This is a genomic window from Chryseobacterium sp. JAH, assembly GCF_001507335.1.
Taxonomy (GTDB): domain Bacteria; phylum Bacteroidota; class Bacteroidia; order Flavobacteriales; family Weeksellaceae; genus Chryseobacterium.
Genome location: NZ_LMAH01000002.1, coordinates 238,465 through 250,891, shown reverse-complemented (window position 1 = coordinate 250,891; position 12,427 = coordinate 238,465). Strand labels below are relative to the sequence as shown.

The window sequence follows — 12,427 nt, the reverse complement described above, 5'->3', positions numbered from 1 at the left end:
ATGAAAAAACTTGTTTTAATCTTCTGTGTAAGTGCTATGAATTTGACGCTTGTGGCACAAAAGCATCAGTTTCTAAAAATGCCAAAATTCACCATTGAAGATTTAAAGAAAACAAAATCCGATATTGATGAAAAGGCTCCGGCGGAAATACTCTACCGGTCTATACACTACAGGGTTGACCCATATAGTGGAACATTGATAAAAAAATATGCGTACAGAGTGAAAATTTACGACAAAGACAAATCTGAAGATTGGTTAAATCTCGATATCTCTTTGCAGGAAAATAACGCAGGAAGCCGTGAAACTTTAAATTCTGTAAAAGCATATGTTTACAACCTTGAAGATGATAAAATTGCAGAAACAAAAGTTGATAAAAGTTCGAAATTTAAGTCAAAGGAAAACAAATATGTTACGGTAAATAAATTTGCTTTTCCAAATATCAAGAATGGCTCTGTTATAGAGTATCAGTATGAGGTTGCTTCACCATTTATGTATGAAATTCCATTGATATATATTGAATTGGATACGCCTTCATTATATACCGAGTATGTTTTAGATTCGCCGACAAATATGTCTTATCATATAGATCTTACTGGAGGCTTAAAGCCAAAGTATCAGAAAGTAGGAGAAGAGTTTTTGTATGGAACAGATTCTAAGACATATAGATTTGCCTATGAAAATGTAAAAAGTTTTAAGATGGAAAAGTTTGTAAAAAACAATGATAACTACCGAACAAAGCTGCGGGCAGAACTTCACTCAACTTACTTTAATAACGGATTAAAAACATACACATCAACGTGGGAAGATATCCGAAAGATGCTTTGGGATCATGAAGATTTCGGGAATCAATACAGAAAAGACAGATTGGTTAAAGATCTACTTCCTAAAACTGTTTCCGATGAAACAGATGAGATGAAAAAGGCCAATGCAGTTTTAGATTTTGTTAAAAATACCTACACCTGGAACGAAACCAATAGCTTCTATACGGAAGTTGGGCTTAAAGAGCTTATCAAAACAAAGACTGGAAACGCGGGTGATCTGAACTTAATGCTGATCAATTTGATGAGGAATGCAGGTTTGAAAACGTATCCTATTTTAATATCGACAGTCAGAAATGGCTCTGTAAATCTTACTTTTCCAAACATTGGAAACTTCAATTATGTGATTGCCGCGGTTGAAATCAACAAAAACATGCATCTTTTTGATGCCACATCTAAGCAATCGAGAGAAGGAATTCTGCCTGCAAGAGTATGGAATAACAACGGGCTTTTACTAAAAGATGATAAGGCTGAAGTTATTTCGATAAATAATATTAAAAGCAGCCATAACAGTCATACAACAAAAGCGAAAATAAACCCTGATGGTACGGTATTTGGCATTTATCAGGATCAGGATGAAGGATTACTGGCTTTAAATGCGAAAGAAAGTTTTGACGAAAATCCCGATAAATATACAAAACAGTATAAAGAGAATTTTTCAGTCGATTTTTCAGATATCAATTCAAAAGTGTTGGATGATGGTAATTTTCAGTCAACGATGAAATTCACCTCCAATAATATGATTGATAATCTTGGGAAACGAAAAATCATAAACCCACTACTATTTTTGCATCAAAATACCAACGATTTCGACCAGGAAGAAGTGAGAAAGTATATGATTGACTTTATTTCTCCCATCAGCAAAAAAAAGATTGTTGAAATTGAAATACCTGAAGGATTTGACGTGGCAGATTTACCAAAAAATAAAAAAATAGTTACTGAAGATAAAGAAATTACTTACTCATACATTGTTGAGAAGAAGGGCAATAAGATTATTACCGTTTCAGAATACAAAATCGCTAGTGCAGATTATCCGAAAGAATATTATCCAGCATTCAAGCAAATTTGGAAAGTAATTTCAGATAGCGAAAACCAAGTGATGAGTTTAATTAAAAAATAGGAAATGACAGTAAAAACTATCGCAACATTAGTACTTTGTATTTTTGCTCAAAATCTTCTTATATCCCAGAATAATAAGTTTTTGATTCGGCCATCTTTTGATGAAAAAGATTTAAAAAAAGAATATTCTGCCATTGAAAAAAACGCTCCCGCAGAAATAATTTATAACAGCGTACGTTACAACATTAAGGGGCTTTCTGCTGAGAAAACTTTTTTTTCCAAAATTAAAATTTTTGATAAGAAGAGATCAGAGGAATGGCTCAATATTCAAATTCCCGTTTTGGAAGGGGAGAAACTTGATGATTTTGAAGTTAATGTTTATAATTACATTAACGGTCAAGTTGACAAGATATCCATAAAGCAAAAAGAGCAGCTTAAAGAAAATTTTATAAAAGGTTTGAAATTTTACAAGTTGGCGATTCCAAATATTGTTGATGGTTCTGTAATAGAATATTCTTATAAATTAACAACAGGAATTACCAATCTGACTTACTATTTGCAATACAGTATTCCTGTTATTTATCAGGAATATAGCCTTGAAGCTCCAGAGGCTTTAACGTATTTGTTTGACAGTACGGGAAGTATTTTAAATCCCAAATATTACATTTCAACAAATGAGGATAGGTTACGGGTAAATTATAAAATTTACAGGTTTGGATTTGATAATATGAAATCCACTCAAAATGAAAAGTACGTAAAAAATATTGATCGATACAGATCCAAAGTAAAGCCTGAATTGAAAAAGTTTCTGAACATTGAGATGGCTGAAAATTGGAATAAAGTCGCTGAAAGATTTAATGATAATGAAAAATTCGGAGGTTTTTTGAAGGGAAACGTCAAAGATGTTGTTCCGGAGAACATCAGAACATTCTACAATCCCCTTGAAAGAGCGAATAAAATTTTTGATTTTGTAAAATTTGAATACAAATGGAATAAGTATCCAGGGTTTATTGCCAGCCAAAGTGTAAAACAACTCATTAAGAGCCGATCGGGAAATGCAGCAGACATTAATTTATTATTAGTATCACTTTTTAGAAATGCAGGACTTAATGCGAATCCTTTTTTAATTTCGACGGTTGATAATGGGATTCTAAACATTTTTTCACCGAATGTTAATTCTTTGAATTTTGTTATTGCCTGTGTAAAAATAGACAACATCCTTTATTTATATGATGCAACATCGTTTAATTCTAAAGTGAATATGCTTCCTGAAAGAGATTGGAATGACTTCGGGATTCTGTTTGAAGGTAAAAAAGCTACAGATGTGTCACTCTCTAATACAAACGTAAGCAAGAAGAATTTTGAAATTGAAGCGGTCATTGATGTGGTAAATTCATCTGTAGAAGGGAGTTTCGCAAAAAAAGAGACTGGTTTGTATGCTATTGAATCTTATGATTCTTACGATATAAATAAAGATAAATACAATCAATCATTCAAAACAGAATTTAATTCAGATATGAAGGATGTCGACTCAAAAATTCTTAGTAACGGTGATTTTGAATCGAAAATGAGATTCTCAAGTACTGCTGCACTTGACATGGTAGGCAAAAAAATTATTATAAATCCATTATTATTTCTAAATTCTGAAAATGAAATATTTGATCAAATTGAGGAAAGAAAAAATCAGATTGATTTTATTTCTGCCTTTACAAGAGAGAAAAAAGTAGAGATTACCATCCCTGAAGGTTACGAAATTTCTGAAGTTCCAAAACCGAAGAAAATCAGTACAGATGATAAAGAAATTATTTACAATTATACCGTCAATATAGTAAATGATAAGATAACGGTAATCTCAAAAGTTGAGGTAGCCAGCCCAACATACGTGAAAGAGTATTATCCTATATTCAAAAAAATCTGGAAAGTAATTTCAGATAGTGAGAATCAAGTAATGAGCCTTATTAAAAAATAAAATGTACAAATTTTAAGTAAAAAATAAAAAAACCATTCATCTTTTGAATGGTTTTTGCATTGAGAAACAAAATAATAAATTTATGAAAAATTCCATTGCCATTTTCACAATATCCGCAGTACTTGCGGTTACTTCTTGTAAGAAAACAGATTCTCAGAATGCACAGATTAATGCAGAAGAAGTTAAGGCACCAGAAAAATTTGTTATCGATTCTGTCAACTTCAGTGATTCTACAAAGATTAACAATCTGCTTTCTTTGAAATATGAAGCTAAAATGCTGGTCTTTCCTTCGATTAAAGATAAGTCTCTTTTAGACAGTATTTATTATGACAAAAAAGGAATTGTTGATTTTTCAAAACAGGGTTTACAGACTTTCTTAGATAAAGATAAAAATGAATATTTTAACTCTGTAAAAGGAAAAGACAACAGCTGGATCAATGATGTAGCACGTGCTCAGACTTGGGAAACAGGATCTTTTATGAAATTGAAATCAAATACCAATAATTTTTTACAGATTGAATATTTTTATTCATCCTATGAAGGAGGAGCTCACGGAAATTATGGTTTTGCAGAAAGAGTTTTTGACCTGAAAACCAACAAGAAAGTAGAATTGAAAGATATTACTACCATGCCTAAAGCTAGATTAGAAGCTCTTTTGACGAAAAATATCAACAAAATTCCAAGCGGAACTACAGATTCTCAGGGAGCCGTAAAAAATTCAGATATGCTTCTGATTGAAGCCATTCCAGCAAATGAAAATTTTTATTTTGATGACAAAAATCTGTATTTTCATTACAGTCCTTATGAAATTGCTGCCTATGCTGCTGGAGATATCGTAATTCCTGTATCTTGGGAAGAACTTAAAAGTACGCTTACTCCACAATTTAAAGAAAGAATTAAAATAAACTAATATTAATGCTTCCAAATCGCGAAGCATTTTTTATTTTTGTGTCAATGGAAAAAGTAGCTTTTATTATCAATCCTTTTTCGGCAAAAAAGAATTATCAGCCATTTCTCGATGAGCTGACGAAGAAAGTCAAAAATCCGTTATATTATATCTCAGAGTCTATTCAGGGAACAGAAGAATTTATTCAGAAACATTTTCCGGATACCGATATTTTTGTTGCGATTGGAGGAGACGGTACGATTTCTACGGTAGCGAAAAATCTGATTAATACCAATAAAATTCTCGCTATCTTTCCGGCGGGTTCAGGAAATGGTTTTTCGAATGAAACGCAATTCAGTAAAAATTTAGATGGCCTTTTAGAAAAATTAAAAGATAGAAAATCTAGAAAAATAGATACTTTCACTGTTAATGGTAGACTATCAATCAACGTCTCGGGAACAGGTTTTGATGGAAAAGTGGTGAAGGAATTTGAAAAAACTGACCGTGGATTTAAAAATTATATCAAAGTTTCGCTCAAAACTTTTTTCAATTACAAACCTATCAAGCTCAAGTTTTTCGATGAAAGATATCAGCAGCACAACGGAAAATATCTGATGGTGAACATTGCAAACACACGCCAGTTTGGGAATAACGCTTATATTGCTCCAATGGCGAGCAAAAGTGACGGTTTGGTTGATATGGTTTTGGTTAAAAAATTTCCACTGACTTATTCGCCTCTGTTTGCTTTCAGAATGTTTACCAAAAAACTCAAAGAAGATGATTACATCACGTATCTACCAGTTTCAGAAGTGGAATTTAAAGTCAATACCAAAAACTGGCATCTCGACGGCGAGTTCAACAAGATTAAATCTCCTATTCATATAAAAGTTCAGCCTGCAAGTCTTACGATTTTGATTTAATTTTTTTCAGGAGCTTTTTCTTTAATTACATCGAATCATATCTGACAATTTAATGTGCTTTATCGAAGTAAGAGTTAAACTTCCAACTTCTTCTCTACCTCATTCGGATGATCCAGACAATATTGTAACTGATCTTTATCCAACTGTTTTTCCCAATTCGCTACGACTACAGTCGCTACAGAATTTCCAATCACATTCGTCAAAGCTCTGCATTCGCTCATAAATTTATCAATTCCTAAAATCAAAGTCATTCCGGCAATAGGAATTTCAGGAACTACGGCTAATGTTGCAGCTAAAGTTACAAATCCTGCCCCGGTAACTCCTGCGGCACCTTTAGAACTTAACATTGCTACAAGAAGAAGAATCAATTGTTTTTCAATTGAAAGATCAACATTTAAAGCCTGAGCAATAAATAATGAGGCTAAAGTCATATAAATATTGGTTCCGTCGAGATTAAAAGAATATCCTGTCGGAACAACCAGTCCTACAATTGCTTTTGAGCATCCTGCTTTCTCCAATTTATCCATAATTCCCGGAAGTGCAGATTCTGATGAACTGGTTCCTAAAACGAGTAGCAATTCTTCTTTCAGATAATACATTAATTTGAATATATTGAAGCCATTGTACCAGGCAACTGATCCTAAAATAAGCACAACAAAGAGAGCCGAGGTGATGTAGAATGTTCCTACAAGGAAAATTAAATTCAAAACCGACGAAAGTCCGTATTTTCCGATTGTGAATGCCATCGCTCCAAATGCTCCAATCGGAGCCAGTTTCATCAGCATATGGACAATTTTGAAAACCGGTGTCGCCAAATCCTGTAAAAAATCAGTAACCTTTTGACTTTTTTCTTTTGTCAAAACCAAAGCAATACCCATCAGGATTGCCACCAGAAGTACCTGAAGAATATTATCACCTACTAATGGACTGAATAAAGTTTCAGGAATAATGTTCATGATAAAACCTGTAAGTGTTGTGTCATGAGCTTTTTGTTGGTATTGTGAAACATCTCCGGAAAGACTTGCCGGATCAATGTTTAAACCTGATCCAGGATGTAATAGATTCCCTACAATTAATCCGATGATTAAAGCCAGCGTAGAAAATGTAAAAAAGTAGATCATTGCTTTTAAAGCAATTCTTCCAACTTTTTTCAGGTCAGTCATGTGGGCAATTCCTAAAGTAAGCGTAATGAAAATTACCGGAGCAATAATCATTTTCACCAATTTGATGAATCCATCTCCCAAAGGTTTCATTTTTTCTCCTAGTTCAGGATAAAATTTACCTAAAAGAATTCCGGCTATGATTGCAACAATTACCTGAAAGTAAAGTTGCTGGTAGATTTTTTTTGCTTTCAAAGCGTATGTATTTAAAGGTGGAAAAGTAAGGAAATTACTTGGGAAAAGAGGAGGGATGAGATGAGAAGTTTCGGCGGGGCTGAAAGCCCCGCCGAAACTAATTTTTAATTCGCTTATCATTCTGAAAGGAAGATCTCAGCAACAGAAATAGATTCTTCATTACTTTCGTTTCATTCAAAATGAAAAGAAATCTTAATCATTCCACCGAAACGGAATCGTCACCACGACCATCTGCAACGGCATGAATATTTCCGTTATCATCAATAAGAATCATTTCCGTCCTACCTAGTTGTCCCCATCTTTCGGCTTTGTAGCCTAAGTTTTCCAAGTCCTTAATGGTAGTCTCAGGAAAGTTTTTCTCAAAAGCAACACTTTCAGGCAACCACTGATGATGAAACTTTGGACTGTTAACACAAATATTAGCATTTAGTTTAAAATCAACAACATTCACAATAGACTGATAAACAGACGTCGGAATCGTAGTGCCACCGGGAGTTCCGACAATCATATATGGTTTACCGTTTTTTAAAACAATCGTCGGAGTCATTGAAGAAAGCATTCTTTTATTTGGTTGAATGGCATTGGCTTCTCCGCCTACTGCTCCAAACATATTCGGAACGCCGGGCTTTATAGAAAAATCGTCCATTTCATTATTAAGAAAAAAACCTGCTCCGGAAACTATAACTTTGCTTCCGTAAAGACCGTTTAGGGTGGTTGTAACTGCTGCTGCGTTTCCTTCTTTATCGATTACTGAAATATGAGTGGTTTCTGTAGATTCTTTGGGTTGATTGATGATTTTTCCGACTTCCGAACTTGCGGTTGCTTTTTTAAAATTGAAACTTTTCCATCTGTTTTTTAAATATTCATCAGAAATCAAGTAAGAAGTTTTATCCTGAATAAAATCTGGATCACCCATGTATTCAGCTCTGTCTGCAAAAGCTCGTCTTTCAGCTTCCACCATAACCTGAACTGCGTGAGTAGAATTTTGTTGATATTTTTCTAAATTTTCAAAACCTGACATTTTAAGCATCTGAGCCAATAGAATTCCGCCGCTTGATGGCAATGGCATAGATATGATCTGTGTCCCTTTATAATCAAATTCCAAAACTTTTCTTTCGACCACTTTATAATTTTTAAGGTCTTCCAAAGTGATGATTCCTTTGTCTTTTTTCAACTCATCAATCATAAGTTCTGCAGTTTTTCCTTCATAAAAACCTTTTAAACCAAATTTTTGGATTAATTTCAAAGTTTCTGCCAATTCTTTCTGAATCAAAATATCTCCTGATTTCCAATTCTCATTTTTAACAAAAGCGTTTGAGGTCTTGTTGTATTTCTCGAAATATTTCTTGCTGGAATTTAGTAAACCTGCTTCCTGTTCAGTAATGGCAAATCCTTTCTCGGCTAAATCAATTGCTGGTTGAATGATTTGATTCATAGGAAGTTGGCAATGTTTTAAGGTTGCGAAAAATCCGGCAACACTTCCGGGAATTCCTACCGCTAATCTTCCGTTTTGCGATAAATCTGTATTTGCGTTACCTTTTTGATCGAGATACATTTCTTTTGAAGCTTTTTGAGGAGCTGTTTCGCGATAGTCTATAGTGAATTTTTCTCCATTTTTTTTAACTCCAACCAAAAATCCGCCACCACCAATATTTCCGGCTTGAGGATATACGACAGCCAAAGCATATTGTGTTGCTACAATTGCATCGTAAGCATTTCCGCCTATTTTTAGAACCTTCGCACCAGCTTCGCTGGCAAGAGGGTGAGCAGAAACCACCACACCTTTTTTCTTTACCTTGACTTCTTTTACAATATTGATATCAGTGAATTGAGCATTAATAAAAGATGATGACAGTAGTATGGTGAACAATATTTTTTTCATTCTTATTTGTGGTTTTTGGGGTATTTAATCCTGTGTTTAATTAGTTGTGACGCTGATGTCAACTTTTGCATGATAAATATTATATCCGAATTTACAATTTTGTTTTCTTATAGTATTCAAAATCTCTATTTTTGCTTTTACTCATCTAATAAAAAAATAACAATGGAATCTTTCACGGAAAAAATTCTTATCACTGGTGCTTTAGGTCAAATTGGCACAGAGCTTACCAATAGGCTTGTAGAAATTCACGGAGCCGAAAATGTAGTCGCTTCTGGACTGGACAGATGGCAAAAAGGCATTACTTCTGCAGGATATTATGAAAGAATGGATGTTACCAATACCCAATTGGTAAGACAGGTCATTAAAGATTACGATATCACAACAGTTTATCATCTAGCTTCACTTCTATCGGGAACTTCTGAAAAGCAGCCTATTTTTGCGTGGAAACTGAATCTTGAGCCTCTTCTTCATTTTTGCGAGCTGGCAAAAGAAGGTTTGTTAAAAAAGATTTTTTGGCCTAGCTCGATTGCTGTATTTGGTAAAGGGATTCCTAAAAATGACGTTGCACAGGATGTTGTTTTAAATCCTACAACGGTTTACGGAATTTCTAAAATGGCAGGTGAAAAATGGTGCGAATATTATTTTGATAAATATGGTGTTGATGTAAGAAGTATCAGATATCCGGGTTTGATTTCATGGAAAACTCCAGCAGGTGGTGGAACTACAGATTATGCAGTGGAGATTTTTTATGAAGCTGTGGAGGAGGCTAAATATACAAGTTTTATTTCTGAAGACACCGCAATGCCTATGTTGTACATGGATGATGCCATCAACGCAACTTTGAAATTAATGGAAGCTCCTAAGGAAAGTTTGACGGTACGTTCATCTTATAATTTAGGTGGAATGTCTTTCACTCCAAAAGAATTGGCTGCTGAAATTAAAAAGGAAATTCCAGAATTTGAGATTGATTACAAGCCAGATTTCAGACAAGCAATTGCAGATTCATGGCCATCATCTATTGATGATTCTATTGCTAAAAAAGATTGGAATCTTTCGTATGATTTCGGAATTTCTGAAATGTCTAAGGATATGATTAAAAATCTAAAAGTAAAATTAAATAAGAATCAGTAGTTAAGTTATGCTTTAAGTAAAAGTAATTTTAACTATTGACTGCTAATTTGTTACATTCTCTATCTTAATTTTAATTTAAGTGATATTATTGACCTTTAATATTGTAAATATCGAATCTGAAACTAAAAATGGGTTTCATATCTCTTATAATGATAGGTTGCAAATCACAGAATCGAATGCACAATCTGTTCTAAGAATTTTACATATTCATGAGATTAAAGCAAGTTTCTTTATTGAGATTTCGATTGTGGAAAAACTCAAAAATCTAATGAAAGCAATTTCTGCTCAAGGGCATGAAATTGCTTTTTACAATAAAAATTCTTCGGGCTCACAAATCGAAGAAACTAAAAAATGGGCAGAAGATTTTCTTGAAAAACAGATTAAAGGAATCCGTCAAAAGGAATTTAAAATAAGCGAAAATGATTTGAAATTAATGGGATTCAATTATATCTCGAATATTGATAACGCAGATATTTTGTTTCCTTTTAAACGTTTGAAGAGGGATTCTGAGATTACTGAAGAAAACGGTATCAGTATTGTGCCGGAAAGTATTTCTCCATACAGCCAGCTGCCCTATAATGATTTTATATTCCAAGTTTTACCGATGAAATATTATCAGAATATGGTTTTTGAGACCTTAAAAAACGATGATTTTGTTTTAGTTTATCTTGATTCATGGCAATTCACCGATGTGAAAAAATACAAGTTTAAAGTTCCGTTTTATAGAAATTACAACTCTGGAAAAAAAATGGAAGATAAACTGGAAGCTTTTCTAGTTTGGATTAATGAGAAAGAACTGGCAACTTCGAGGATGAAGGATTATATATTTTAAGTAAAATATTAATTGTTACTTTTCTCTAAGAAGTTGATGATAGAATCGTTCGCTATCCTTTCTATATCTCCTTTTATATTTCTGTCTTTGTAAGTGGAAAGAGCATACTGCTGAATGTCTTTTACGAGAAAAATCAGGTAGTCTTTCCCGTTATTTTGATATTCATGAAGTTCAGATTTGTTTAATTGAATTAGCATATTAAAGCCAACGAATGAAAAATTGCAGCTGACGTCAATGTAGTAGTCGTTTTCGTGATTTAGAAAGAACCAGGATTTAGATTCAAAATCAATTATTTTCATAGTTCTTTTAGATAATTAATTTCTAAAAAAGCTCCAATAAAGTAATCTCCGGTAAAACCCCAACTCTTCCGGGATAGCCTAAAACTCCGAAACCGCGGTTCACATATAGTAATTTACCTTCGCTTTCGTACAAATCAGCCCATTTTGGGTAACGGTATTGTACAGGTGACCATTTGATATTTTTCAGATCCAGGCCAAACTGCATTCCGTGTGTATGACCTGAAAGCGTTAAACTAATGTCTGCAGGGTGTTTTTTAACTACATAATCAAAATGGGTAGGGTCGTGACTCATCAATATTTTTGCAGCATTTTGCGGTACGTTTTCTAATGCTTTATCAATTTTTCCAAATTGTGGAAATGGCTTCAGTCCCCAGTTTTCTACTCCTAAAATATAAAGTTTTTCTCCATTTCTGTCGATGGCGCGGTTTTCATTCATCAACATTTCGAAACCTGCCTGTCTTTCGTATTCAATCAGGGCTTCGAGATTTACTTTTTTTGCATTAGGAGAATCCCAAGTTACGTAATCGCCATAATCGTGATTTCCCAACACTGCAAACTTGCCGTCTTTCGCTTTAATTTTAGAAAAAAGAGGAATAAATGGTTTGAACTCTTCAGAAACATTATTCACCATATCTCCGGTAAATAAAACCAAGTCTGCGTTTTGTTCATTTATTAAATCAATAGCATGTTGTAGTTTGCTTGGGTCAGAGAAACTTCCACTGTGAACGTCCGAAATCTGAATGATTTTATATCCTTTAAAAGTGTTCGGAAGATTTTTTATTTTCACTTTAACCTTTCTGACTTTATGTCTGTATTTACCAAAGGTAATCCCGTCTATAAACAATGCCGAAAGCACGCCGCCCAGGCCGAGTCCCATAATGCTCAGAAACTTCCGTCTTTCTGGGAAGAAGTTTTCTGTTGGTCTTGTTAAGCCTATTAAGTAACCTCCCGTTCTGAAAATATCGTCGATCAATAAAAATAAAACGATGAAGATTTTAGGTAGAATAAAAACTAAAAACAATGAAATCATAATTTGAGCTCTCATCGTACTTCTGTCTGATCTTTGAAAATGAGAAACTTCATACGCAAAGAATCCGTATACAGACAAAGACATAACCACGTATCCCAGTTTCACCCAAAAATTATCAGTTAAAGTTCTTATAGCCTGGTAAATATAAATCTCTAGGAATAAGAATATGGCAGCTATTATTAAAAAATTTCTTTGCATAACTGAGTTTTAAAAAAAGCACAAAAGAAATCTCCTCTGTGCTTTTAC

10 protein-coding genes are annotated in these 12,427 nt (G+C 33.7%); 6 read left to right on the top strand and 4 right to left on the bottom strand.

The features are described 5' to 3' along the window. The 4 genes from AR685_RS04825 to AR685_RS04810 all read left to right on the top strand — a co-directional run bounded on the left by AR685_RS04825 (position 1) and on the right by AR685_RS04810 (position 5,652). Positions 1-1,938, top strand: a complete 1,938-nt coding sequence (locus tag AR685_RS04825; RefSeq protein WP_059123892.1) for a transglutaminase domain-containing protein — start codon at positions 1-3, stop codon at positions 1,936-1,938. Positions 1,939-1,941: 3 nt separating this feature from the next. Beyond that, the gene (locus tag AR685_RS04820; protein WP_047442832.1) at positions 1,942-3,846 is read left to right on the top strand and encodes a DUF3857 domain-containing protein; all 1,905 of its coding nucleotides are present in this window, start codon (positions 1,942-1,944) and stop codon (positions 3,844-3,846) included. A gap of 82 nt (positions 3,847-3,928) precedes the next feature. Further along, positions 3,929-4,756: a DUF3298 and DUF4163 domain-containing protein gene (locus AR685_RS04815; protein ID WP_047442833.1), complete on the top strand. Its 828-nt coding sequence runs from the start codon at positions 3,929-3,931 to the stop codon at positions 4,754-4,756. Positions 4,757-4,800: 44 nt separating this feature from the next. Then, positions 4,801-5,652: a diacylglycerol/lipid kinase family protein gene (locus AR685_RS04810; protein ID WP_059124139.1), complete on the top strand. Its 852-nt coding sequence runs from the start codon at positions 4,801-4,803 to the stop codon at positions 5,650-5,652. A gap of 74 nt (positions 5,653-5,726) precedes the next feature. Here AR685_RS04810 and AR685_RS04805 read toward each other — a convergent pair whose 3' ends face one another. Both AR685_RS04805 and ggt read right to left on the bottom strand, forming a co-directional pair. Beyond that, positions 5,727-7,007, bottom strand: coding sequence for a dicarboxylate/amino acid:cation symporter (locus tag AR685_RS04805; protein WP_047443065.1), 1,281 nt, complete (start codon positions 7,005-7,007; stop codon positions 5,727-5,729). A 196-nt stretch (positions 7,008-7,203) separates the two neighbouring features. Then, the gene (ggt, locus tag AR685_RS04800) at positions 7,204-8,889 is read right to left on the bottom strand and encodes a gamma-glutamyltransferase (protein WP_059123891.1); all 1,686 of its coding nucleotides are present in this window, start codon (positions 8,887-8,889) and stop codon (positions 7,204-7,206) included. A 162-nt stretch (positions 8,890-9,051) separates the two neighbouring features. Here ggt and AR685_RS04795 point away from each other — a divergent pair, with 162 nt between their 5' ends. Together AR685_RS04795 and AR685_RS04790 are read left to right on the top strand one after the other, a co-directional pair. Next, complete coding sequence (locus tag AR685_RS04795) at positions 9,052-10,020, top strand: NAD-dependent epimerase/dehydratase family protein (protein WP_059123890.1); 969 nt, start codon at positions 9,052-9,054, stop codon at positions 10,018-10,020. A 79-nt stretch (positions 10,021-10,099) separates the two neighbouring features. Continuing rightward, positions 10,100-10,852, top strand: coding sequence for a hypothetical protein (locus tag AR685_RS04790; protein WP_059123889.1), 753 nt, complete (start codon positions 10,100-10,102; stop codon positions 10,850-10,852). A gap of 8 nt (positions 10,853-10,860) precedes the next feature. Here the strand turns inward: AR685_RS04790 and AR685_RS18250 are convergent, their stop codons facing one another. Next, complete coding sequence (locus AR685_RS18250) at positions 10,861-11,151, bottom strand: hypothetical protein (protein ID WP_059123888.1); 291 nt, start codon at positions 11,149-11,151, stop codon at positions 10,861-10,863. 22 nt (positions 11,152-11,173) lie between these two features. After that, entirely contained in the window at positions 11,174-12,379 is a 1,206-nt protein-coding gene (locus tag AR685_RS04780; RefSeq protein WP_059123887.1) for a metallophosphoesterase, read from the bottom strand. Between the last annotated feature and the right edge of the window lie 48 nt (positions 12,380-12,427).

Bases quoted from the DNA above. Each gene is read 5' to 3' on its own strand.
- AR685_RS04810 (WP_059124139.1), top strand. From the start codon at position 4,801: ATGGAAAAAGTAGCTTTTATTATCAATCCTTTTTCGGCAAAAAAGAAT.
- ggt (WP_059123891.1), bottom strand. From the start codon at position 8,889: ATGAAAAAAATATTGTTCACCATACTACTGTCATCATCTTTTATTAAT.
- AR685_RS04825 (WP_059123892.1), top strand. From the start codon at position 1: ATGAAAAAACTTGTTTTAATCTTCTGTGTAAGTGCTATGAATTTGACG.
- AR685_RS18250 (WP_059123888.1), bottom strand. From the start codon at position 11,151: ATGAAAATAATTGATTTTGAATCTAAATCCTGGTTCTTTCTAAATCAC.
- AR685_RS04795 (WP_059123890.1), top strand. From the start codon at position 9,052: ATGGAATCTTTCACGGAAAAAATTCTTATCACTGGTGCTTTAGGTCAA.
- AR685_RS04820 (WP_047442832.1), top strand. From the start codon at position 1,942: ATGACAGTAAAAACTATCGCAACATTAGTACTTTGTATTTTTGCTCAA.
- AR685_RS04780 (WP_059123887.1), bottom strand. From the start codon at position 12,379: ATGCAAAGAAATTTTTTAATAATAGCTGCCATATTCTTATTCCTAGAG.
- AR685_RS04815 (WP_047442833.1), top strand. From the start codon at position 3,929: ATGAAAAATTCCATTGCCATTTTCACAATATCCGCAGTACTTGCGGTT.